This window comes from Lysinibacillus sp. fkY74-1 (assembly GCF_053165895.1).
In genome coordinates, this window is the sequence record NZ_CP170173.1 from 2,017,056 (window position 1) to 2,042,381 (window position 25,326).

The window sequence follows — 25,326 nt, forward strand, 5'->3', positions numbered from 1 at the left end:
AAGTTCTTCGTTTTGTTGTAATTAACAACAAAATGTGTTATAGTTATATTAACAGAGAATTTCAATAGAATATTTGAGGAGAGCATTATGACTGAGGTATATTTGAGTCAAACTGATATAGGGAAAATGACTGAAAAAGTTGGTTGGGGCGATCAACGTAAAATCGCTGTTTTAATCAATAGAAATCAATTTCCTCCACATGATGTTCGTATTGGTAGTACCAAAGGGTGGAAAAAAGAAACTATTGATAAGTGGTTTAAAGAAGTGGTGGAAAAAGGTTTGCAGAAAAAGTGAAAATATATTAAAACATTTTGAAGGGATGCAGGGAGTGTCCTCTTGTGATCGAAGCCACAATTTTAAGGAGCTAAAACTATGAGAAAAAAAACGCATGAAGAAAATATGGAAGAAGTAAAAGCTGTTCTAGCGTTCGAAGGCTTAGAATTAACGCCAGAGTTTGAACAATTAATTCTAATGGAGGCTAAAGGAGAGATTACAACTCCTCAGATGCATGAAATGGCAATGGAGATATTGGACAATGGAAAAGTTCAATCAATCTAAATATTGTTACCCTAATTCAATCGTTTTAATTAATAAATTCAATATTCATGACCAACAAAAATTGGATCAACTAGAAGCACTCTATGTTGGAAAACGTTTGAAAGAGTTGAGAGAAGAGCCACTGTATGGGACTTTTGATTTTTCTCATTTGAAATCTATCCATAGATACATTTTTCAAGATATTTATGACTTTGCCGGAGATATACGGGATGAAAATATATCGAAAGATCATTTTCAATTTGCTAATTCATTGTATATTGATGATCAAGGAAAAACGTTATTCAAGGAATTAAAGAATGAGAATTTTTTAGAAGGTCTCTCTATGGCCGAGTTTTGCAAACGTGCTGCTTATTTCATGGCAGAAATTAATGTTTTACACCCGTTTAGAGAAGGCAATGGACGAACTCAAACCGAGTTTATTCGACTTCTGGCAATGAAAAATGGTTTTGAGTTAAATTGGGGCGAAATTGAGAAAGAAGAGTATACAAGAGCTACTATTTTATCTAAATTTGATGACACGAAATTAAGTGAAGTAATCTATAAATGTATTGCTAATCATGAACCTAACAAAGAAATAATCCACTCGTTTGATAAGGGATTTAAACTACAAGTGCAGCAAATGAAAGGCAAAAATGAAAGACATGATCTAGATCGTTAAATCAGGGATTCGCCAAAAATGGTGAGTCTTTTTTCATGGAAATTTATTGCTTATTTTAACAGATATGGTATAATATAGTTATAAAAACTTCCTATTTAATAGTTACTCGTTTGAAATATAAATTAAGCAAAAAAATACCATGTGTTGAAGGAGGAAAATGTTATGAGAAACAAATTATTTATGGCGACAATAGCAGCTGCTATTGCTATTGCTATTCCGGTGATGGTGGCACCTATTCCAAATCATTATGCTGAGGCTGCAGAAACAAAAGGAACTGTAGTATTGGCCAATAATCCTTTCAAAGATGTAAAAGTAAATTCTCCTTACTATAAAATTATCCATGAAATGCGCGATGCTGGGATCATTCAAGGTTATGAAGATGGTACTTTCCGTCCGGATACAACAATTAGTCGTCAACACGCTGCGGCTTTAGTTAGCCGTGCGCTTAAAATCAATGGTTTAACGCTTGAAAAAACAAAGGAATTTAAGCAGCCAAAGGATTTACGTACGGACAGTCCTTTTTATGATGACATCAAGAGCTTAGTAGAAGCAGGACTTTTAGAAATGGATAGCCAGGGCAATGTGAATCCAAATAAAGCCCTAACTCGCGGTGAAATGGCGAAGATTATTGCTGTCGCTTTCAATCTTGAAGTGAAGGCAGATTATTTGTTTGGAGATGTAAAAGGATCGAAGTATGAGGAATACGTGAAAGCACTATATTCGAATGGCGTAACGACAGGTTATGAGGACTACACGTTTAAATTAAACGGTTCTTTGACACGTGTTCATTATGTACTATTCATGCACCGTGCTATGAATATAGATGCTGATTTCGTGGCAAAACCAATTCCAACACCAACACCAACGCCAGAACCAAAACCAGATCCTAAACCAACAAGTAAAAGTCCAGTCAAGTACAGTGATTGGAGTTATCAGGATATTAAAACAAAAATTCCTCGTCCAGCTGGTTATGTAGCAGGGGAACATGAAAAGAAGAATGCAGAGATTGTTCAAGAAATCATCAAAGAAAATGGACATGGATTTACGTCAAGTTATGATATTGAAAAGAAAGCATATGAAGAAAGTTATGCTAGTTTATCAGAGAAATATAGAGAAGGTGTTCCAGCAACATTTGAAGATAAACTTCGTTTAAGTGCCGAACAAGCAGGTACAACCTATGAGGAATTTGTTAAGGTTATTAATCAAGTGATTGAAACAGGAGAAGTTCATAATGGTGGAACTTTTACTGTGTACTTCAATTATCAAAATGGAAAGCTTTATATTTCAGGTGTTCGTAATCACACAAATTAAAAAAATAATTATTTAAAAAGACCTTTATTATTCTAGAGGTCTTTTTTGTATGGAGAAAGGGTGAAGTTATCGTGTTAAAACGGGTGATTTCAGTTTTTTGTTTAGGTATGTTATTATTTTCAAATTTTAACTTTGAAGGTAGTAAGCCACTTGAAGTAGCTGCTGCTACCACTGCCCCCATTAAGGATACTATTACTCTTACAGTGAAATTTCCCGATACTGTGGGCGAAGGATTTGGCGTAGAACCTACCGATCCTGAAGAGATTTATCAAATGGTGAAATCAGGAGGCTCCAGTCATCCTCAACGAACAGGGTGGGGAGGTATTTTATATGAGTGTGTAAGAACGGATACAGATTACATTGCTGGTTATGACTACTATGGCGACCCTATATGGGATGTTCACACGGTTTCTGGCTGGAGACAAGGAGAAGCTTGGAGTACAGAAGACAGCCATGTTCCTCATCAACCATCTGAGGTAAAAAAAGAGATTGTGCAACAGTTTGGACAAGACATGTATGATTTAGCTGAAGCAGCTGGTGCTTTATTCTATTATGACGATACAACTCCGGTTCCTGCTCGTTTCCTTAAAGGTGACATTGGTGAATATAACAAACGAGTGAATGGTACAACAGGTCGCTATTCAATTTACTATAAAGACTCTACTTATACTGGTCAACATTGCCAGAACGGGGAAAAAGCTTATTTTTATCGAAATAATGATTTCTTTGTCACAGCAACTTTTGATGTGGAGTGGGTAGAGCCTGGAGATAAACAAGGAACAGGTCTAGGGAGAGCTTATTGGGAATTAGAAAGAAAAGATAAAAATGGGTTAAGCGAAGTAGCTGTCTACAGTAGCTTTAAAGGAGAATATGATAAGCATGTTGCGGTTCGAAACATTAAGCATACAGTAGACCTCGACACTAAACATGTTGAACAAGAAGGACCTATAGAATTTTATATCAATGCGAAACAAGTACAAAATAAGGACATGCAGTATGCCTTTGAATATGAGTACACCAATAAAAAAATTGGTTGGGTTTGTACAGGGGCAGGAGAAGAACAAAGGTGTGATTGGGATGATCGTCCGGATTGGCGGGCCGTTCAAAAATTTGAGTTGAATGGTTCTATTCCTGTTGATCACCAGCAAGGGAAAGCCGAAAAATCGGACAAATTAGATGATGTTTTAGTGAAAAAATGGGTCGTTGGCAGAGAAGATAAGTATGGTCCGTTAAAAGAATCAAAAGCCTATTATGAACAATATAGTCGAGCTGAAGGGAACGTGTGGCAGGATGACGTAAAGTTAAAAACACAAACTACGTTGCCAATGACACCAGGTAAATTTATGTATAGCGTGGAACTACCTTCAGGCAAACATAAAGACGGTGATTTTTACCCACTGAAGAAAACGCAAAGCTCAGGTACCTATAAAGCAGCCGAGTTAGATGAGAGCTTACAAGCTGAATTTGCGGATGGCGTACAGCTGCAACAGAAAGTACTAACGGATAAGGGAATGAAAGCAGAACAGCGTCAATTTGAAAGTGAATTTGTTTCTGATATGTTTTTCACAGCCTCCGGAACAGGCTTTATGTCAGGCTATAATTATGCAGAGAAAGTGAAGCAAGCTATTAAGAATGATCAAGCCCTACCAAGTTTCTCGCAAGCAGTACAAGAAGGTACAACTAAAGGGGAAGCCGAGTTTGTTCAATATACAAATGGTGTGCCTTTTGAGGATGATTGGGTCTTTACGAAATCTGAAGAGGATTTTCCTCACTTACAACGTTATTCTTTACCAGTTACACCGAATTCTGAATTGCTACCAAAAGAAACATACAAAAATCAATTAGAGTTAGTGGATATGGGTCTAAGTGATTTGAGCTTTACTTTTGATCAATCCTTTAGCTTTGAACATTTCTTATTCGGTTCAGGGTATGATGATGCATGGATTATCGAGCAGCCAGAGTCAAGGTTCCCTGTGACAGAATATGAGACTGTGGAGTTGACGCATGACCAAGTAAAAGCACTTGCAGCTGCAGAGCGACAACATTCTAATAATAAAATTCATAACTTCCGTTTTGTGGATCGGACTTTCCCTAATAAAGTGAGGGAAATTAGAGGCGCAAAATAAAGACAACTGTTTATCGATAAGGATTCACCAAAAATGGTGAGTCCTTTTTATATGTAGAAAATAAGAAGGGAGGATTCGATATGGACGATAATGAAATTATTGAGAAACATAAGATACTTGAATCCATCTTGCATGTGAGTGATGGCTTTCTTTGGCAAGATGTGTTTAGGGCACTTGGAAGTGGCATTGTCTACACTTTAAGCTGGCTAAATCAATTGTTAGAAGGTATAGCGACTAAAATTATCACACTGAACGACTTTTATTCTACGGGCGCAATGGGAGAATTCATGGATAAGGCGCGACCGCTGATATGGATCGTCTTTTTTATTGCTCTAGTAGTCCTGGGCTTTCAATTTATGTTCAATAAAATTGAGAAACGTAATGAAGTTCTCCTCAATATTGTGATGGCTTTATGCTTTATCGTCATCATTCCAGATTTAATGTCGAATACGCAAAAGATAGTTGGTGTCGGGATTGAGCAAATGAATCCAGAAAATGAAACACTCTCTAGTAATATGATTAAAAGTAATGTGGCTGACGTCCTATACTACGCGGAACATGATTTTCAATTTTCGAGTAGTACACGTGGGGACGAAAGTTCACCTCCACGGCCAGCTAGTAAAGCAGATAGCTCGATAGGAACTACAGATTATACTTACGCGAATCGTTTTTCTGATTCTTCAGCCTTGCATATCCCTTTCTTGCAGAAATTAGACTTTCATGAAGATGATGGATGGATATTTAAAGAAGATTGGGTAAAGCAATTAAGTGACGAAACAAAAGAGGTTTTGAAAACAAAATCTGTGTCTACAGGTGTTGGGGACGGTTATCAAGTAGAGGACTTAGAAAAAAATGCAGTTCCTATGACTAAAATAGGTCGGGAAACTTATTATCGTTATCATGTCAATTGGCTGTCACTGATTGTGTCCTTACTGGTAACATCTATTGCTTTAGGTATTACTGTTCTTAAAATTGGTCGTTCCATTTTTGACCTCGCTTTCCATCAAATTTTTGGTATGTTCATTGCAGCAAGTGATCTTACTGGTGGGCAACGTACAAAAAAGGTACTGGTGGAAATGGTCAATACCTTTGCGGTGATCTTTGTTATGACCGGGCTCCTACAACTGTTCGTTTTGTTCGTGAATTGGGCAAATGGATTAAAGGTGGAGATTGGTATGTTTGGTGTGATTTTACTCATGATTGCAGGGGCTTGGGCATTGATTGATGCTCCGGACATTGTTCAACGTATGCTTGGTATCGATGCGGGTTTACGCAATGGATGGCAAGCAATGATGGGTGCATATGCCGGAGGTAAAGCATTGACAGCTGGCGCACAGGCTCTTAAAAATGTGGCAGGAAAAGGTGCTGCTACTGTAGCTGGTGGAGCAAATATGGCGAAGAGAGCTGTTGAAGGAATGCGTACAGAAACACCATCTGAGGCAGGAAAACGTACTTCTGTGCCAGCGATACCAGGTAGTGGCGATGTAAAAGCCATGCCGAAATCAGATGAGCAGCATTCAAATTCTACTATGGGAGGTACATCAGAACCTATCCCGTCATCAGGTGAAAGTGATGGAATGAGTGCATATGATCAGATAGCTGCAACTTCCCAAGATTATGAGCCAATCCCGTCTAGTGATAACAGTAACCAGGTGGATATGCCAGGAAGTATAGGAAATGTTCAACCTGGTCAAATACCAAGTCAAGGTGGAAAGGAAAAAGGAAGTCCATCAATCCAACCAAAGTCAGTAGCAACAACAGCTAAACCATCAACAAATACAAGTGATGTTTCGCAACAAGGTGTTATGCCACGTCAAGAAAGTCAACCTATATCAGGAAGTCCTAGTGTTGATTCTTCAATACAAGATGCAACCGGTTATGATGGCGACATGCACCAGGGTTCAATTCAGCGACAAGAACATGAGCAAATTCCATCTAGTGGAGTAATCCCATCTGTAGGGGTTACACCACGGCCAAGTACATCAGGAGTGACAACGCAATCGGGTGCAGGAAATGTCCCAGCAGGGCCGAACATGCGTCAAGCAAGTGAAGCAATCCCATCCGTAGGAGTTGCACCACAGCCAAGTACATCAGGAGTGACAACGCAATCGGGTGCAGGAAATGTTCCAACAGGGGCGAACGTACATCAAGTAAGTGAAGCAATGCCATCTGTAGGGGTTGCACCACAGCCAAGTACACCAATAGTGACACAACCATCGAATTCAGGAAATGTGCAGCAAGGGCCAGTAGCTTCGACTGGAGGAGGTCAAGGTATTACAATGCAACCTAATCAAAAGTCTTCTACTATTAATCCTAAAACTTATGGCCATAAACAGACCGTGCATACAAATACAATTCTTGGCGGAAATCCTTCTGTACAACAATTTAAGGAACGTGTGACTCGTGCTGGTAATAGTGGATTTACACTCGGTCAAAATATTCGTCGTATGTCCAATAATATAGGAAAAGTAGGAAAAGGAAAAAAACAAGGGAGTGACCAAGAATAATGTATGATATTCCAAAAGAAATCAAAGCAAAGCCTAAATTTGTCGGCTTAGAAGTAAAGGAGTTAATCATTTTATTGGTTAGCTTCTTTCTTTTTTTCACCGTATTAAAAGATTTAGTACACGGTATGTTGTTCATTCCTTATATATTGATTGCTGGTGGTACATTGTTTTGGATGGTGTTGCCTTCCAGTAATAATCCGCGACTCAAAAACTACATGTCATTGTATTTATATTTCAAGCGAAATAAATACACCTATCATGCAGTAGATGTCAAAAAAATTATGAATGATTATTTATATGGAGAGGGGGATCATCGTGAATAAAGAGAAAATCAAACCTATTATTGTCCCTACTTATACGGAGGAAAAAGCATCTAAAAAGAGCTTCTTAAAAAAGTTTCCTTATTTTCAAAAGAATAAAACGACAAGGAAAAAGGTTGAAAGAAAATCACATGTTTTACGTAAGACCCCCATGATTATGCCATTTCTAGATATCACTGAAGAGTACATTGTGATGAAAAAAGGCTACTTAATGGATATCTTTCAAATTTCACCAAATGATTTGCACTCACTAACGGATACCGATATAACCATAAAACTTTTAGAAAAAACTCGCTTTTATCGTAGTTCTGCGTCTCAGCATAAAGTAGTCGGGTTAAACTTTCCAGCCAATACAGAAAAGCAAAGGCTTTATTGGGAGAGAAAGAAGGAAAGAACGACAGATCCATTACGGATACGCTTTATCAACCGGAAGTTATTTGAGTTAGAATTTATAGCGCGTGAACGTACAAATCGTGAATTTTTCTTGTTCGTATATGCTGAATCTTCTCAGACTTTAGAGGATGAAAAAAAACAAGTAGTGAGAGGGATGAGACAATCATTCCCTTTGCAAACTTTATCAAATGAAAAGAAACAAGACATTTTATTTTTGATGTCCAATCAAAACTCAAAATTATAAGTATAGGAGGGGGATGATGAACGATGAAGTTGTTAGACTCGGTTATGAAGTTTAAGCAGCCGGATAAATCGAAGCGAGAAAAAGAGCATAACCCCACTTTTTTAGCTGCCATTCAGCCCCAGGGTGGCATTTTATTTAAAGATAAATATATCCAAAAGGGAGACGGTTATGAGGCCTGTATTCATATATGGGACTATCCAACGGCTGTATCAAAACTATGGTTAGAAAAAATATTTTCCATGCGTGATGTCATTTCAACAATGGATATTGCAACAATGCCTAAAGATGAAACCGTTAGTGCCATTAACAAAAGCATGGTAGAGCAGACAGTACGTTATTCAAGTGGTAAGCAACAGTCTGAAAAAATGGATGCTCAAAATAGTTATCAAGAGTTAGAAAGTCTTTACCAGGGGATTTCGCAGATGGGTGAGGTCGTAAAGCTTGTCGATATTCGCTTATTTGTACATGCCAAAACAATGCATGAACTGGAGCAAAAAGTACAAACAGTTGAGACGGATTTAATATCGTATGGGTTTAAGGGAACGGTGTTTCTTAATGAAAGTAGTTGGGAATGGCAGTCCCTTTTTGTGCCTTACGAAGAACAACAAACGTTTCCAAATAAAAGAGAAAGTAAAGGCATACCAGCGCTTTCATTAGCTGCAGGTTTGCCTTTTCATTTTTCAGAGCTTAACGATCCAACAGGAAGTTATTTAGGCACAACATTTAGTGGTGGTAATGTCATTTACGATTTGTTCCATCGGGATAAAAAACGTCGATACTATAATGCTGTTGCAGTAGGGACAATGGGAGCTGGTAAGTCAACGTTGCTAAAAAAGCTCTTTACAGACAATGCCTGTCGAGGAAACTTTATTCGAGGATTTGATGTAACAGGCGAGTTTGAAACGACAGTCAAAACATTAAACGGCCAATTAATTAGTCTTGACGGTTCGCAAGGGATTATCAATCCTTTACACATTTATCGCGTAAGAGATGGCTCGGATCAAAAAAGCGAAAAGTTAAGTTTTATGCAACATCTTTCAAAATTAGCTACATTTTATCAATTTTTAACGGTCAACCCTTCGACAGAAGAAATGGAAGAATTTAAGAAAATAACGCGAGAATTTTATCATTCTCTCGGGTTTGAAGGTCTTATTGAAACAACAGGCGTGACACAATTGAAAAATGAAGAGTACCCAATTTTCAGTGATTTCTTAGTACATGTTCGTGATGAGTTATACGAAAATGCTGAAAGACGTATCATTCGACCAGAATTATCTATTGCACGGGCTAATCGATTAGAAAAAATTGAATTGGTCATCGATAACTTGGTGAACACATATGGCCATTTATTTAACGGCCATACCACGTTACCAGCATTTACGGACGAACAAATCATTATGTTCTCTATTAGAAATCTCACAAGATTATCAAAGAATATATTTAATGCACAAATGTTCAGCGCACTTTCACTGATTTGGGATAACCTCATTCAAATTGGAGCTCCCCAATTAAAGGCTATCTATGAAGATCCTAATTTTAATGAAGATGATGCCTTACGATTTGTAATCTTTATAGACGAGTCTCACCGCATAGTCAATGCAGAAAATGTGCTGGCCGTTGATTACTTAATAGAATTCGAACGGGAAGCTCGTAAATATCTCGGTGGATTGGTATTTGCAACTCAGTCCATTCGCGATGTCGTGCCAGAGCATGCGGATTCAGAAGTTGTGTCCAAGATTCGTACCTTATTTGAACTAACACAATACAAATTTATTATGCAGCAAGATTCAAATACATTAGATGCTATGAGGACTATTTTTGAAGGACAAATTAGCGAAAGTGAGTTGGCTCAAATACCTCAATTGCAACAAGGAGATTGCTTATTATCGATTAGTGGTGTTGGCAACCTCATGTTTTCCGTAGAAGCATCCGAGGAAGAATTAGCTATCTTTAGAGGAGGTATGTAATGTGGAACGTTCAACAAAGTCGAAATTAATATTGGTCGTATTCATTGGTTTGGTCATGGTAGCATTCATGATAAAAATGTTCTTCTTTGATGGAAAAGATAAAAATGATACTGGATTTGATGGAGAAAAAGAATATAGCTACACAGATCCTATAGAGGAAGAAAAAACAAATTCAGAGGACGAAACCTATAAAGATCAACAAGTACCTGGGGGAAATACCGAAATCGATTATAACGCAGAATACGAGACAAAATTCGGTGAAGAAAAGGTGCAAACAGCGAAGAAGATAGCAGAAAATGTCATGCAATCTTGGCTAGAAAATGATACAGACATGGAGATGTGGAAGGAAATTTCTACAGCTCCATTTTTATTTGTCGTGCAAAATGAAGTACTGGCTCCCAAAGATCAACTAACAAGAAAGGTACAGGCACAGGAAGTATCCTCTACAGAGGCTTCCGGAGACCGAGATATACGATTTATGATCTATGCAACATGGGATGTGCTGTCGGCAGGCAAGAAAGTTAGAGAACAGTCTAATATGTACAAGTTAACTTTAACACTTTCTGAGTCTGGAGAGTGGGTTGTAAAAGAGTTGAGTCGTGTATGAAGCAACTAATAAATTTTATTGGAAAGCAGGTAGGTAAGAAGGTTTTGCTATGGATTGGAGGCTCGTTAGGGCTTTCATTCTTTGCCATTGTGGGTGTTATTTCACTGGCAATCATCATCATAATTGGTGCCGTTGGAGGCTCAGGTAGCAACCGTACACCGATAGGAGGAAATGGTTTATCCTCTTGTTCCGTGACAGGAGAAATCGATGAAGCTAGTTGGAATGCTGCCTTTTCTAATGCAGGAGCTTTTACTGGAAAAGGTAATTTATTTATCGAACTTGCACGGCTAAATGGCATCGATCCTGTCTTGGCTGCAGCCATTGCTTTTCACGAAACTGGTCGAGGCACATCGAATGCGGTTGTAAATAAAAACAATCCAGGAGGCATCATGGACCCGGCCACAGGTTGGTCTAAACTAATGCATTTTTCCACATTAGAAGAAGGTTTGTCATATACAATGGCAAATTTAAAGCGTCGAATTATCGATGACGGACTCTCAACAATTGAATCATTAGGGAGCGTTTATGCACCAATCGGGGCAGCAAATGATCCGAACGGATTGAATGCACATTGGGTTCCAACGGTCACTAAATTTGCTAGTGAATTGGGTGGCTTAACGATGAATTGTTCTCCTATGGGTTCACAAATTGTTGGGAATGAAGCTTTTAAAACGATTTTAAATGAGATGTTAAAGTACGAAGGTTGGTCCTATGTTTGGGGTGGCTACAATCCAAATATGGGCTTTGATTGTTCCGGATTAATGCAATGGGCTTACGCGAAAGTTGGTATCAAGCTGCCACGTACAGCCTATACACAATACCAATTTGCTCAACCGATTACACGGGACCAATTGCAACCAGGCGACTTAATTTTCTTTAAAAGTGCTAATTATGCACCAGTTACACACGTTGGGATGTATGTAGGAGCCGGAAAAATGTTTAACTCACAAAATGATGGAGTACGTTATGATGACGCGTTAACTGGTTATTGGGGTTCTGTCATTGTGGGCTATGGAAGAGTGGCCAATTTCTCTGAATAAAGGAGGGCGTTAACTTGTGAAACTAAAAATAAATAAAGGCAGAGAAAATAAGTTTTATGTAAGTTTGATGGCGTTTGTCATCATTAGTTTCTTGATTATTTTTACATCAAAATTGTGGATGTATGATGATAATCCTATTAAACAAACACCATTTAATAAAGACATATTGGGTTTAGAACAAACCACATTAATTTTAAAAAAGTGGCATTATAATCCTGAAAAAGGGTTCATGGAAGTGTTTCTGGAAACACGGCACACAGGTTCAGATAACGTTAGACCTACATTTGCCTTTGCGGCCAAAGCGTCTAAAACATTGGAGTCCTACCCTGTGAAAATTATTTATCAAAAAGATAATCAATTCGTTCTTCATATTTCAGAAGTGCCTCAAAACTATACTGTTATTGGTTTGTTTGTAAAGGAAATTCGTGATCAGAAGATACTCGAAAGTGAGGCAAGAGACAAGTTATTCGCTGAAAAAGGAGCAGTTGATCCTTCGTCTACTTTAGATTTGCCACAGCCCAAAGAGAAAATTATCGTTGGTGATTATCGAAAAATAAGTGCAGATAAAACCCTGAAAGAAATGGCACAAGTCGTTTATGAAGAAGAGTTTATTGCACTTGAAATTGAACAGATTGTTAAAAAGATTAATACGTTGGAAAAGGAACAGATCCCATTACAAGATGACATTATTGCATCAATACAGAATGAAATGAAGCAACTTGAAAGTGAACTAGTGTATAAGACTGAGGATGAAAAACAAGAGGTACGTCTCCAACTTGTAAAGAAAAAAACAGCTATTGAAAACGTCAATGAGAAAAAAGAAGAATATAAATATAGGTTACTTGAAATGCAAAATAAGAAAAAGAAGTTGCAAGAAAAAATTGAAATGATTCGCTCCGGTGAAAAGAAAAAAGATGCTGCTGAAGATGAATCAGTCTAGAAGTAACCTGGTTATTATGAGTGGTAAATAGCTAGATTTTAGTGAAAAAGCATAGGAAGAAAACAGGAAGAACGTAACAAATTTTATTTAGAAAAAAGGAGATAAAGGGAAGAAAACAGGAAGAATCCAACTTTTTTATGGGGACACCGAAATACTAGGCTCTGCCTAGTCTATCACGCCATGTGATAGCAGATTTCCCTTATGCTCTTTCTCTCAATAGCCTGCGGTTTGCAGGCTATTTTCAGTTTCGCCTCTTTATAGAGGCGAAACGCTCTGTGCCCTGGTGATTTTGAAGTAAAGGAGGTTCATACAATGGCTGAAATAAAAGCACGTGTCGATCCAGCAATCAAGAAAAAAATCGCAAACATGGCCCAAAAAAAGAAGATGACACAAAATGCTTTTATCAATCTTCATTTGGAACGAATAACGACTCCAAATTTATTTCAAGAAGAAAAAAATCGCTTTGAAGAAATGTTGGGGATGCATATAAAGGTGTTTACGACATTTGCAAAATCGAATGAAGAGTTGCTGAAGAAACTTACTTCAATCGAGGGTGTATTAAATCGAGAAGTGCAAAAAGTTATTGAGCAAGAGGTGAACGAATAATGGGGGATATATTAGTTCGAGATGTAGATGATTTAGCAATAAGTAAAATAGAAGAAGCTGCTAAAAAAGAAAAGGTGTCACGTCAGATTTATTTAAAATCATTGCTTGAACGAGTTGCCTACTACGATGTGTTCATAGAAGAACGAGATCGCTTTGAAAAAGTTGTAATGGCTTCTCAAATACAAATGGAACAATATTTAATACAACAAAGTGAACTATATGAAAGTGTATCGCGAATTGAATCCATGCTGTACTTACTATTAGATAGCGATGCAGAAGAAATAAATCAACAGCTGACAGAATTAATAGGAAAGGGAGTGAAGTGAAGTGACAGGTACGAAAAAGAAGAAAAACTTCTGGTTAACGGATTCTACAATATTAAAACTGGAACAGATAGCAACTGATAAAAATTTAACACTTGGTGGTGTTATAGAGTACCTAATTGAGACTCTTTTTGCTCATGAAACTTCTCAAAATCAAGCACTTTTAACAGAAGTAGAAGTAATGATGCAAAAACATTTACAAAACGTATTGGAGCCACTTACAGAAGACTTAAAGAGAGTACGTGTAACAGGTAATGTTATTGATCGTAATACTCAAATGATGCTTGAATTTTGGAATCACTATTTTATTATGACAGATGCAAAACAATTAGGTTCTACAGATAAATATAAAACAGTGCCTTTTGAAGAAGCTGAGGAAGTAATTAAGGATCGTATTGCTCATAATCGTCAAAAGAAAATAGATCGAGAGACAAAAAGAACTTTGTCAGATAATCAAGATTCTTAATGGATAGAAGGAGATTAATATGAATAGTTCTCCTGGTGTTATTTTAAAAAGTCGATTTGTGATGCCATCAAGCGATGAGTACCAGGATTTTATTAGTTATATAGATCGTGATGCTGCCAAAGTAAACGAGAAGATTATTTTTGATGAAAATGATTCTTTCTCTGTTTTTTATCAGTACATGGACTATATGGGAGATGAAAATAAGCAAGGTGCATTGTTTTCTTCTACTGAGGATATTATCAATGCGGAACAAAAAAACTCATTAAAAGATTTGTTTCAACAGGCACAAGAAAATGGTTCACCACTTTGGCAAGACGTAATTAGTTTCGATAACACCTGGCTACAAAAGTATGGACTAATGGATGAAAGTGGACAAGTTAATGAAGTCCAAATGAAAAATACTGTGCGCGCTGCAGTAAACGAAATGTTAAAAGCAGAAAATATGATGGATAGTGCGGTATGGTCTGCAGCTATCCATTACAACACGGACAATCTTCATGTTCATATAGCGACAGTAGAGCCAATACCTACAAGAGTTAAAAAGTGGACAAAGAATTTGGAAACAGGTAAATGGGAAGAGCAAGTTCGGGCCAAACGTAAACAAGGGTCACTGGATAAAATGAAGTCAAAAGTGGCCAACCTTATTATGGATCGCACAAAAGAACGTAATCTTGTTACGGATTTGATTCGGGGTAGTGTGAATTTAAAAAAAGAAAAAGGAATCGATTTATCTACACACCGCCAAACAAAAAATTTATTTCGAAAAGCACTCCAACAATTACCTTCAGATCGTTCTCAATGGAGGTACGGCTATCAGTCTATCGATGAGGCAAGACCGTATATTGATCAAATCGTTGATATTTATTTAGATCGTTACTATAAAAATGAAATGAGAGATCTTCATATACTTCTGGATGAAGAAGTTGAAGTTATGAGGGAAAAGTACGGTGAGGGCAGCAAGTATCAAAACTATAAGCAGACCAAACTAGATGATTTGAAAAAACGTATGGGAAATGCGGTTTTAACAGAAATGCGCGCCTATCAAAAAGAAGCTGATCATCGTTTGTATGAACTATCTAAATCTCAAAGGAAGTATCAAGCTCCTATGTATCGTCAAAATTTACAGGTTTCTAAACGGTTAAATTATGCATTAAACAACTTGAATTTTCGATTACGAAAAACGTACCACGACTTTAAAAAAGAACGAAACTTGGATGAATTTGACCGCATGTTAGATGGCTATGATCGTTAAAGGGAGGTTGTTAAATGATCTATCAAGTTAAGTGTGAACTATGCAATAAAGTTCTTGATGTAGTAAAAGAACCCTATCAAGGGGCAAAGTGTATGTCGTGCATTGAAAATAACTTGGATAAAAAGGATGGGGAAAAATGAACAACATTGTATATGCATTTATCAAAGAGTTAAAAGAACAACATGTTACGCTTCGAATAAATAGTATAGACGAAACGGTGAAGCTAACTGAGGAAAATCGACAATTTATCTTTGGAGCAATTCAAGAAGGGACATTCATTGTGCCATTCAATCAAGATAGACATGAAATTATTATGGATACCTCGTTGCTTGAATATTTTCCTGAAGCAGAACGACAGGAATTAACTGACGCCCATTTAGTACCAGAAGATTTATAAAGGAGTAGATATTATGGTGACTGCACGTAAGAAATATACAGCAAAAACAGCAGAAGAAAAGCAAAAAGAAATAGAAGAATTATCAGAGAAAATGACCAATCAACTTAGCGCTTATTTTGTATCTGAGGAAGCTCTAAAAGAACATCTAGCTTTTATGTCAATTTTTTATAACTATTCCTTGCGTAACATGACTTTGATTCAAAGTCAGTTCATGGGTGCACAAGCAGTAGGTTCATTTAAGTTTTGGCAGGACAAAGGCGTATCTGTTAAACGAGGTGAAAAGGGGATTCAACTTTTTGTTCCTACACCTGTTACGTATTTTAATCGTGATGGTGAGTGGATTCAAATGCAATACGCTAATTCAAAAGAAAAAATGCAAATTAAAAATGGAATATTAGAAACTCAAAAAAAGTTGTTTTTCAAAATTGGCCACGTGTTTGAATACACCCAAACAGATGCAAGAGAGAAAGGGATGCCTGTCTCTGAAATATTTGGCCAGTACTATCAGGATGGAGTCATAGATAATGAAGATGAAATGTTAGTAGCGTTACATAAAGTCTCTGAAAATGTCGGATTTGAAATATTACCAATACCTCCGCGTGAATTAGGAGTGGCGAAAGGTGTTGCTTATCCAAACGAAAAAATAATTGCCCTTAACCCAAGAAATACTGCCTATGAGAATGTCACAACGTTACTTCATGAATTAGCACACGCTAGACTGCATACACCTGATGTTCGAGATAGCTTTACTAAAGCAGAACGTGAATTTCAAGCAGAAATGGTGTCCTATGTCGTGGCCAGTCGATACGGAATTGACACAGCAAACTTTAGCCTTTCTTATTTGGCTGGATGGACACAGCAAGGTAAAGAAATTAAAGATAAAGAAATGTTACTGAATGGAGTGAGGACAGCAGCGAGTGAATTTATTGAAACAATCGATAATCATTTTTCAGAAATTCAACGTTCAAAAGAGAACGAACTAATGCAGCCAACGCAGCTGCTATTGATTGAGTACGGGGCTTTATCGAATGCCAGCTTGCGTACAATTGAGACTGAGGACTTAAAAGAAATCATTCATGACATAATAACTAATAAAGTCGAGCAATTGCAACATTCAGCATTTAAGCAGGAATTGGATCAACTTAGAAATGTCAGTGATAATTTACTTACCTTTGAGCAAGTAAATGCAGACTTTATCCAGGTGTTTAATAATGCGTTTAAAGATAATTTTGCCCTCATTAATCAACAAGAAGTGACTAATCCAAAGATTCTAATCCAATGGTCTGAAAGTGAACTAATGTCTAATGAATTAATGGGATTTGCTGAAGGAAATGATCGTATGGCCAAGCTTGAAAAGGAAGTATTTTCTGATCAAGAAAAAGCCTATAGTTATCTCAAAACAAGGTACCATGTATTGATTCCAAACGGAGATACAGTCGATTTAATTAATCCAGATCGATTAGATATAGGTGATGGAGAGTACAAGAGTCCGTATGAACAACTAATTGCAGAAAATAAACTTACTGAAATGCAACATCACGAAATTTTAAGGGAGCTTGCTTTGTATACACATGAAAAGCAACAAGCTATAAATACAAAATTAAAGAGAAAAAATCTCGAATATGTACGTTAAGGAAGCGCAGTCAATCGACTAGCGTTATTTTTATTGAAAAAATTAAAAAGAGGCTTGCACCTTCAAGCCTCTTGAAAATTATGTAAGAGAACGCTCGTTCTCCTGATTTTATTATAATATGTCGGGAGGAAAAAAGATATGAACATTAACAAAAATACTATTTACAATATGGACTGCCTAGAGGGTATGCAGTATATACCTGATAAATCAGTTGATATGATTCTTTGTGATCTTCCCTACGGAACTACAAATTGTAAGTGGGACACAATCATCCCCTTTGATCTACTGTGGGGACAGTATGAAAGAATAATTAAAGACAACGGAGCAATTGTATTAACAGCAAGCCAGCCATTCACTAGTAAATTAATTATGTCCAATCTCAAAATGTTCAGATATGAATGGATTTGGAAGAAAGGGAAGCACACAACAGGATTCCAAAATGCTAATAAGATGCCACTTAAAAATCACGAAAATGTATGTATCTTTTATAAAAAGCTGCCGACATACAACCCACAAGGTGTTGAATTTGTTAAGCCTAAAGTAGTTATAAGAAATTCATCTAAGATGCAGGTTCTAGGGAAAAGTAATGAAACCCTTACCAATAAACCATATGTTGTGAAAAAGAAGAATTTTCCTAAGTCTGTTGTTGATTTCCCACGTGACAGTAAAACTTGGCACCCGACACAAAAACCATTATCACTATTTGAGTATCTTATCCTAACTTACACGAATCCAGGTGACACAGTGTTAGATAACTGCATGGGAGCATTTACTACAGCTATAGCGTGTGACAATATAAAACGTTCCTGGATTGGTTTTGAGTTGGATTCAGAATACTGTGAAGGGGGGAGAGAACGAGTAAACGAAAATAGACAAAAGTTAGGTTTAAAACCAGTTGAAATTTTGTTCTAAAAAAGCGAAAAGAAATATTTAAATTTAGAGTGATCAGGACTCATCAAAATTGGTGAGTCCTAGCAGTTAAACGACTATTTCATTTTATAGAGGGAGATATGTGTATGACTGAAAAAATAAAAATGATTGCGGTAATAGAAGTTGATGAATATATAGCGAAAGATAACAACTACAACATTGAAGAGGAGTTCAAATGGCTAGTAGATAGCGGTATATCTTTAAGAAATCTTGTGAATGTTCCTTCTGATTTTGATATTAGGGATTATCTGCAGCAAGAAAATAAATCAATGAAAGAGCAAAAAACAATCAGAAATCAAGGTAATGGATTTTATGAACGTTAGTGTTAAAGCTTTTTATTAACGCAGGCAAGATTTTTAAAATCTAACTAAAGTTAAGGATTCACCAAAAATGGTGAGTCCTTTTTCTTATCAAAAAGGAGCGAGAAAGTAACATGGCAATTTTAACCGCCCTGAAGAAGTTGTGTGAGTGGTTCTTGATATTAGCAATGCTTTATTTGAGTATCGATGGAATGTGTGTTTTAACAACCATTATTAGTGATAATGGTGGGAAAGAACGTGAAATTGTCGAAGGCCTTATGGTTTTTTTAATTATGACTTCCTTCGCATTGTCACTAAGCTTGAAATTTACATTTCGGACGTCAAAAACCATATCAGAATGCTTTTTGCTTTGTTTATCTTTATGTACATCGTTAGGGTTATCGTTTTTAGGAAACCAGGAACGTACAACATTAATATTTGCAATTTATCTTGCTTTAAATTTTGTTCTATTCATAGTTAAAAAATTAATTCTTCGTAAAAATCTGAAACTGAATAATTTAAGTACAAATAAATTAGAAGATAAAGGTGGTCATTAAAATGAAAATAGTTATTTTAGCAGAAAAACCCCCACAAGCGAAAGCTTATGCAGAGGCTTTTGAGGTAGCAAAAAGGGAAAAAACACATATTGAATTAAAGCCCTGCAGCACGTTTCCACACGGTGCTACTATTACATGGGGTATTGGGCATTTAGTGGGATTAAAAATGCCTGGTGAATATAAAGACGAATGGAAAAAATGGGATATTAAAAATTTGCCGATCTTTCCAGACGTATTTGAATATAAAGTTTCCCAGGGTAAAATAAATCAATTTAATGCTGTAAAGAAGCTAATTAATAACGCTGATGTAGTGATAAACGCATGTGACGTAGATCGGGAAGGCAGTAATATATTCTATTCAACATTTAACATGACCGGTGCCAAAAATAAAACGATTAAACGGCTCTGGATTACTTCTCTTGAAGTAGACGCAATTGTAAAAGGCTTTCAATCGTTACAATCGAACGAAAAAGATTTATTAATGTACAAAGAAGCAAAAACTCGTCAAATATCAGATTGGCTTGTGGGTATGAACGCTAGTCCTTTGTATAGTTTGCTTTTACAAAATAAAGGTCTTAATGCAAGTTTAAGCATAGGCCGTGTTCAATCCCCATTAGTTTATATGATCTACCAGCACCAAAAAGAGATTGAAAACTTTGTATCTAAGCCATTTTTTGAATTAGTTGGCCATTTTAAATCAACAAATGGTCCATATTCAGGTAAGGCCAGGATTAAGACAGAAACACTAAAGGAATTAACTTCATTTTTAGAAGAAAAAAGCCTGGTATTAGATAAAGAAGTTACAGGTAAAGTTTTAGAATTAGAGACGAAAGAGAAACATACAAAATCACCAAGACTGCACTCTTTATCAACATTACAGAAGTTGGCCAATAAAAAATGGAAGTACAGCCCTTCAAAAGTGTTAGAAATAATGCAGTCTTTGTATGAGAAAAAACTTGTCACTTATCCTCGTACAAGTATAAATTTCATTACGGAAAATGAATTTGTTTATTTGGCTAACAATGTTGATAAATATATGCAGTTAATAAATGTTGAATTTACCGCTAATAAAATTGCTGATAAACGATATGTAGATGGAGAAAAAGTCCAAGAGCACTATGCCATCATACCGACTAAGACAATACCTAGTGCGAATACACTAAACAGCCTATCGGTTGAGGAAAAACATATTTATGACGAGGTTTTGCGTAATACACTCGCTATGTTCCATAGTGACTATTTGTATGAGGAAACGAAAATTGTCACAGCTGTAAATGATATAAAATTTGAAACTGTTGGAAAGGTAGAAATTGAAAAAGGCTGGAAATCTTTATTTGTACATTCAGATGATGAAGAACATATGAAAAATGACAGCAATAAGGTGCTTCCTAGCGTCTCAAAAGATGAAAGAGTATTAAGCGTCCTTCAAAGCAAAGAAGGGCATACAACGCCTCCTAAGCCCTATACGGAGGGGGATTTAATTGGAATTATGAAAACAGCTGGAAAAACAGTTGATAATGAAACGGATAAAGAGATCTTAAATGAGGTAGAGGGATTGGGTACTGATGCTACTCGTTCTGGAATCATAGATAAAATCAAGGAAAATGGCTACATTGAAGTGAAGAAAAATATTGTATCGGTAACTAATAAAGGGGAAATTTTGTGTGAATCGATTAAAGGTACCTTACTTTCAAGTCCTATAATGACTGCCAAGTGGGAAAGTAAACTAAAAAAAATTGGCGAAGGTCAAGGTTCCCAAGATGAATTTCTGCAAAATATTAAAAATTTTATAGTTGGTATTATTGAAGATGCCCCTCAAAAAATTGAGTTAGGAAAAATTCCGTTAGCAGCTGAAGAACAACAAAATGCTCAATTTGTCGGGGAATGTCCGAAATGCGGTAATGGAATTATAGAGAAAAAAGGTTTCTTTGGATGTTCAAAATACCCTGGGTGTAAGTTTACCTTATCTGATAATTTCCGTAAGAAAAAATTGACGAAAACAAATATTAAGGAATTATTGGATGGGAAAGAAACTACAGTCAGGGGTATAAAAAAAGCTGATAAAAATACCTATAATGCTGTTGTTAAATTAAATGAAAAAGGCTTTATTGACTTTGTTTCATTTGCAAAATAAGAGTGAAAGGTTGTCTACTGAAATAATTAGTAGACAACCTTTTTATTTCAACTTCACGCAAACTATAAAAAGTGCAAAGGAGAAAAAATATGAATGATGTCAATTTCAGAGAGTGGTTGTCATTGATAGAGAGTTCTTTTTTACAGATAAAAAAAGTTATTAAGGAACTCTATAATATTAAGCTTTTATTGGATGAAGAACTTTCGATTTTATTTGCGGAAAAAGTAGCTGTTTTTTATAAAGAATTTTATTCCCTTTTTGATACTTATAGTCTTGAAGCCCCTGAACCTCAAGAGTATTTAAAACAGTTGTTTTCTTCAGATCTTGAAAAATTTATGAAATCTTATTCAGAGATATTATATTTTAAGCAGGTTATTGAAGACTTAACAGGTAATGAATTTGAAATTCCAAGACAAATCCTTGAAGTTTGGTTTGTTATTAAGCCTAAATATATAGAGGATTTTATTACTGCACAGTATATTGAGCTATCGTGTAAGGAGGTTTAAATATGGTAACTAAGATTATTTATCGGAGCCTTTTTGATAAAAGCTTTAGGTGGAAAACTTGGGATGAACCTGCTAACGATTGGACTGACATGATTTATTGCTTTGATTGTGATGCTTTTAGTAAAGCTAGTTACTTAAGCGAAGGACGATATAAAGTTTGTTGCCCAAATTGTCAAAAAAAAATAATTAATGTGCTGCATAAAGATTATGTTTATGTAAAAAAAATCTATTCTAAAATCTTTGATAAAGAAGATAAATTAATATTTAGTTGTGCTTTTTATCATTATGTTTTCAAGTATAATTTCAAAAAAAAATCATTTAGAAAAATGGCGATACTTTATAGGTACAATATTACTTATAACAAAAAAACAAAAAACACTTATATCGTAAAAAAATCCAATAATCCTAATAATAATCGGATAGCAAATATATCACTTGGAAAGATTCCGAAGTCTTGGTCATTTATAAATGAACACTTAATTTATCTAGAGAACGATAGTGTCTTTACTGAATTTAAAGAGTTGCTTATGCATCAGTCAACTAATTACTGGGTGAAAGACCATTCACAATTACCTAAAATTCGTGAAATCGGTATGTATATAAAATACCCACAAATAGCTTTATTACCTGAAAAATTTGTGAATTGTTGGGATTTTAAGTACGAATTCGGTAAAAGTCTAAGATCTAGAAAAGAACTCGAAAAGCTTCCGTTGCGAGAAAAAGAGATCTTATACTGGCTAACTGGAAAAAAATCTACTCGTAAAGAAAGAAACTTATTAAGAATAGAGCCCAATTTAATTTATGTATATAAGCTAGTTACTACACTTTTTGACAATATTGATACTCGACATAAGATTCTGCAAGCATTTCATCAAAAATACGAACTGAATAATATAACAGATAATGGTTCTCTTATGGAAAGTTATTTTGATAAAAAATATTTAAGTAGACTTTTAGAAGCTAAAAGAATTTTAGAGCCTGATTTTAATTTTACCAAGTTGCTTGTAGAATCATGGGGATTAGACACTAAAGAAGATCAAGAGAAAAAATACTTTGACTTCCGTTTTTTTATTCTATTCCAGGAGATACAGGATAGTGTGAAAATGTATAAATTGTTAAAAGAGAACAACACTGATTATAAGGTATGTGATTTACAAGGATATAAGGATTGTATCGGTTTTGAAAAATTACACAATAATTTGATGCATGATTATAGGAATCTCAAGCAAAAATTAATAATGATTTCATATACTCCGAAAGAAAAAAATAAATTTGAAACAACGATAGGAAATTATAGTTTTGAGCTTGCCAAAAGTAATCATCATTTACATGAAATTGGTAGCCAATTAAATAATTGCGTTTCTTCATACAGTGAAGAAGCAATACTAAAAGAATTATACATTGTGACTATAACAGACATAAAAAAGCAAAAAGTAACCCATTGTTTAGAAATAGCTAAAAATAATTCCTCACTAGTATTGGTACAAGCCAAAGCAAATTATAACCAATGCCCTTCAGAATATGATTGTTTTGCAATTCTTGAGTATTGTTATAAACGAAAAATAAAAGTGAATACTTACGATATTAATACTGAAATAATTAAAGAATTTAAAGAAAGTATGATACAAACAGTTTAGAAATTTGTCAGATGCAATTGAACGTTAAGATAGGAGACTAAACGTGTTAAGAGCTAAGGTAAAACAAAAAATACTTCATGTTTTTTAATTTTAGGTTATCTAATTGCTGCACTTATTGGAAGTATAGGTAGCTACCTGGTTTTTTTATGTTTATAGTCTTTAGATGGAGTGCCTCACCCGATGTTTTCATTATTGGCTATTTGGAATGGTGGAGTTATTTATTTTAGCTATTTACGCGATAGAAAAAATACTTGATAAGTATTAATTTGATTGACAGCATGTTGAGTCTTTTATTGTTTTAGGAGGTGATTAATACATTAATTTTGTGATCATATAAGACTAAAAATTTACGGATGATATTTAGGATTAACTAAATTGGCGAAACCTTTTATTTTGGGTTAACGTTTGATTCATATTCCTAATGGGAAACGAAAGAAAGTTCGTATTGTATTATTTACGAGAGCTTACGAAGAACATCTTCTGGCATATATACAAGAGCGTAGTGATATGTTGCTCTTTGTCTTCATAAATACAACAAGGACGGGACCAGCATGTTACAGCCCATATATTACGGCATACATTGCAGCACATTTAGCAATTAAAGGGATGCCATAGGAAAATATTCGGATACTATTAGGACATGACAGTCCCTATCAAACGCAACTGTATGCACGGGTGTATAACCATGCGCGAAAATTAAAGTAAGGGGATTGGATGTAAATAATCAGGTATGCATGATACAAATGGGGGCACCAATCGGTAGGTTATTTTTTAGCTCCTTCATCTCTTATCAGTACCTTAATATTAAAATTTTGAATTGAATTTTCTGTAATGACATTTAAGTTATCTACATTCCATGATTGGGACTTGAAACGATAAGCTTTTTCTGAAAAATTGAAGATATCGGAGTTTATTTCCAACCCTTTAGTAAAGGTATTTTGAAACTGCGCTAATATCATATTTTTTATTTCTTTTTCAATTGTTTTATTGCCAATATTTTTGGGGTTTCCTCTGATTGAGGCTTTTATTTCTAAATTTATAATATATTTTGGAATTGTATCATCCACAATTTCTATATGATAATCTATATTATCTATAAACATCGAAACAGCCTTATCTTTTATTGATAATTTCATGTTATTAAAATCCTTATTAAACCAATCTAGCCCTGAAAGTTCTTCTTCCTTTATCCAACCATTGAATTTTTGACGTGAAAGAAAATAAGCACCATTTATTTTTAAAATATTTTTAGATTTATTATCCTCCATCCAATAATCTTCACTAATTTTTATTGTAGGAACCATAATGGATCCAACTGGTTCATAATATCTTTTAATCATGTCTTGTACAGTACTGGTTGAGATGAATGAATTAAAGAATAATTGTTCATTTGGATCATAAGGAAATGTTAATATTGGCGGTTTGTAAAAGAGACCATGTACATTCATTATCTCTTTAATATCATCTTCTTCATAGCCATAAGCTAAAGTATTATAACGTAGATAATAATCCCTACTAAAAAAATCAAAAAATTCATCCAAATGACCATCCAATATATTTTTGGAAATAAAGAAAGTTTGTATATGTCCATAATACAAAGGGTTAACAGAATTCTTTTCTATATCATCGATTGCTCCCTGAATGGTTTCACCTTCTCCATGTCCAACAACAATTGGAGCAGGCTCAGATGCAATGCCAGGATCTGAGCCCGCAACATTGGTAAATCCGAAAGCTTGAAAATATAAATGATACATATCATTAGAATAATCTATACCAAGAGCGGTAATATAAACCTCACTTTGAATTTCCTTCGTACCTAAACAGCCGCCTAGAACAAATAATAAAGGCAAAATGAATGTTATTTTGAATGTGGAAGTATAGTAATAGGTCATTTATATTCTCCCTTCTGCTGAAA

At 35.4% G+C, this 25,326-nt stretch carries 25 protein-coding genes; 24 read left to right on the forward strand and 1 reads right to left on the reverse strand.

Annotation, left to right across the window (positions count from 1 at the left end; all coding sequences use genetic code 11):
• Window positions 1-87: 87 nt before the first annotated feature.
• From ACE1MS_RS09815 to ACE1MS_RS09930, 24 genes are all read left to right on the forward strand, one after another.
• Complete coding sequence (locus ACE1MS_RS09815) at window positions 88-294, forward strand: hypothetical protein (RefSeq protein WP_031417591.1); 207 nt, start codon at window positions 88-90, stop codon at window positions 292-294.
• Between the two features lie 78 nt (window positions 295-372).
• Window positions 373-558 carry a hypothetical protein gene (locus ACE1MS_RS09820; protein ID WP_031417592.1) on the forward strand — a complete coding sequence of 62 codons (186 nt, stop codon included), beginning with the start codon at window positions 373-375 and terminating at the stop codon, window positions 556-558.
• Window positions 536-1,216 carry a Fic/DOC family protein gene (locus ACE1MS_RS09825; protein ID WP_197148966.1) on the forward strand — a complete coding sequence of 227 codons (681 nt, stop codon included), beginning with the start codon at window positions 536-538 and terminating at the stop codon, window positions 1,214-1,216. Before ACE1MS_RS09820 ends, ACE1MS_RS09825 begins: the two co-directional genes overlap by 23 nt.
• 162 nt (window positions 1,217-1,378) lie before the next feature.
• Window positions 1,379-2,527 (forward strand): S-layer homology domain-containing protein, encoded by a 1,149-nt coding sequence (locus ACE1MS_RS09830; protein ID WP_447402896.1) that lies wholly within the window; start codon window positions 1,379-1,381, stop codon window positions 2,525-2,527.
• 71 nt (window positions 2,528-2,598) lie between these two features.
• Window positions 2,599-4,653, forward strand: coding sequence for a hypothetical protein (locus ACE1MS_RS09835; protein ID WP_447402897.1), 2,055 nt, complete (start codon window positions 2,599-2,601; stop codon window positions 4,651-4,653).
• Window positions 4,654-4,733: 80 nt separating this feature from the next.
• A complete protein-coding gene (locus ACE1MS_RS09840) occupies window positions 4,734-7,160 on the forward strand; it encodes a pLS20_p028 family conjugation system transmembrane protein (RefSeq protein WP_447402898.1) in 2,427 nt (808 codons plus the stop codon).
• The gene (locus ACE1MS_RS09845) at window positions 7,160-7,483 is read left to right on the forward strand and encodes a DUF5592 family protein (RefSeq protein WP_447402899.1); all 324 of its coding nucleotides are present in this window, start codon (window positions 7,160-7,162) and stop codon (window positions 7,481-7,483) included. The genes ACE1MS_RS09840 and ACE1MS_RS09845 overlap by 1 nt, the downstream gene beginning before the upstream one ends.
• Window positions 7,476-8,117: a hypothetical protein gene (locus ACE1MS_RS09850; RefSeq protein ID WP_447402900.1), complete on the forward strand. Its 642-nt coding sequence runs from the start codon at window positions 7,476-7,478 to the stop codon at window positions 8,115-8,117. Before ACE1MS_RS09845 ends, ACE1MS_RS09850 begins: the two co-directional genes overlap by 8 nt.
• Before the next feature lie 23 nt (window positions 8,118-8,140).
• Window positions 8,141-10,084, forward strand: a complete 1,944-nt coding sequence (locus ACE1MS_RS09855) for a VirB4 family type IV secretion system protein (RefSeq protein WP_031417600.1) — start codon at window positions 8,141-8,143, stop codon at window positions 10,082-10,084.
• 1 nt (window position 10,085) lies between these two features.
• Window positions 10,086-10,691, forward strand: a complete 606-nt coding sequence (locus ACE1MS_RS09860; RefSeq protein ID WP_447402901.1) for a hypothetical protein — start codon at window positions 10,086-10,088, stop codon at window positions 10,689-10,691.
• Window positions 10,688-11,731: a C40 family peptidase gene (locus tag ACE1MS_RS09865; RefSeq protein WP_447402902.1), complete on the forward strand. Its 1,044-nt coding sequence runs from the start codon at window positions 10,688-10,690 to the stop codon at window positions 11,729-11,731. The genes ACE1MS_RS09860 and ACE1MS_RS09865 overlap by 4 nt, the downstream gene beginning before the upstream one ends.
• Before the next feature lie 16 nt (window positions 11,732-11,747).
• The gene (locus ACE1MS_RS09870) at window positions 11,748-12,671 is read left to right on the forward strand and encodes a hypothetical protein (protein WP_447402903.1); all 924 of its coding nucleotides are present in this window, start codon (window positions 11,748-11,750) and stop codon (window positions 12,669-12,671) included.
• A gap of 312 nt (window positions 12,672-12,983) precedes the next feature.
• On the forward strand, window positions 12,984-13,277 hold the full coding sequence (locus ACE1MS_RS09875) for a hypothetical protein (protein WP_447402904.1): 294 nt from the start codon (window positions 12,984-12,986) through the stop codon (window positions 13,275-13,277).
• Entirely contained in the window at window positions 13,277-13,603 is a 327-nt protein-coding gene (locus tag ACE1MS_RS09880; RefSeq protein WP_447402905.1) for a hypothetical protein, read from the forward strand. The genes ACE1MS_RS09875 and ACE1MS_RS09880 overlap by 1 nt, the downstream gene beginning before the upstream one ends.
• A 1-nt stretch (window position 13,604) precedes the next feature.
• Window positions 13,605-14,066: a hypothetical protein gene (locus ACE1MS_RS09885; RefSeq protein ID WP_447402906.1), complete on the forward strand. Its 462-nt coding sequence runs from the start codon at window positions 13,605-13,607 to the stop codon at window positions 14,064-14,066.
• A gap of 19 nt (window positions 14,067-14,085) precedes the next feature.
• Entirely contained in the window at window positions 14,086-15,318 is a 1,233-nt protein-coding gene (gene mobP2 / locus ACE1MS_RS09890; protein ID WP_447402907.1) for a MobP2 family relaxase, read from the forward strand.
• Window positions 15,319-15,454: 136 nt separating this feature from the next.
• Window positions 15,455-15,715 carry a hypothetical protein gene (locus tag ACE1MS_RS09895; protein ID WP_447402908.1) on the forward strand — a complete coding sequence of 87 codons (261 nt, stop codon included), beginning with the start codon at window positions 15,455-15,457 and terminating at the stop codon, window positions 15,713-15,715.
• A gap of 13 nt (window positions 15,716-15,728) precedes the next feature.
• Window positions 15,729-17,348, forward strand: coding sequence for an LPD25 domain-containing protein (locus ACE1MS_RS09900; protein ID WP_447402909.1), 1,620 nt, complete (start codon window positions 15,729-15,731; stop codon window positions 17,346-17,348).
• A 138-nt stretch (window positions 17,349-17,486) separates the two neighbouring features.
• Window positions 17,487-18,260 carry a DNA-methyltransferase gene (locus ACE1MS_RS09905; RefSeq protein WP_447402910.1) on the forward strand — a complete coding sequence of 258 codons (774 nt, stop codon included), beginning with the start codon at window positions 17,487-17,489 and terminating at the stop codon, window positions 18,258-18,260.
• A 104-nt stretch (window positions 18,261-18,364) separates the two neighbouring features.
• Window positions 18,365-18,601, forward strand: coding sequence for a hypothetical protein (locus tag ACE1MS_RS09910; protein WP_031417617.1), 237 nt, complete (start codon window positions 18,365-18,367; stop codon window positions 18,599-18,601).
• A gap of 110 nt (window positions 18,602-18,711) precedes the next feature.
• Entirely contained in the window at window positions 18,712-19,134 is a 423-nt protein-coding gene (locus ACE1MS_RS09915) for a hypothetical protein (protein WP_447402911.1), read from the forward strand.
• A gap of 1 nt (window position 19,135) precedes the next feature.
• Window positions 19,136-21,268, forward strand: coding sequence for a DNA topoisomerase III (topB, locus tag ACE1MS_RS09920; protein WP_447402912.1), 2,133 nt, complete (start codon window positions 19,136-19,138; stop codon window positions 21,266-21,268).
• Between the two features lie 89 nt (window positions 21,269-21,357).
• The gene (locus tag ACE1MS_RS09925) at window positions 21,358-21,774 is read left to right on the forward strand and encodes a hypothetical protein (protein ID WP_447402913.1); all 417 of its coding nucleotides are present in this window, start codon (window positions 21,358-21,360) and stop codon (window positions 21,772-21,774) included.
• 2 nt (window positions 21,775-21,776) lie between these two features.
• Window positions 21,777-23,411 (forward strand): PcfJ domain-containing protein, encoded by a 1,635-nt coding sequence (locus tag ACE1MS_RS09930; protein WP_447402914.1) that lies wholly within the window; start codon window positions 21,777-21,779, stop codon window positions 23,409-23,411.
• 764 nt (window positions 23,412-24,175) lie between these two features.
• Here ACE1MS_RS09930 and ACE1MS_RS09935 read toward each other — a convergent pair.
• Window positions 24,176-25,303, reverse strand: a complete 1,128-nt coding sequence (locus ACE1MS_RS09935) for a Ger(x)C family spore germination protein (RefSeq protein WP_447402915.1) — start codon at window positions 25,301-25,303, stop codon at window positions 24,176-24,178.
• Window positions 25,304-25,326: the final 23 nt, after the last annotated feature.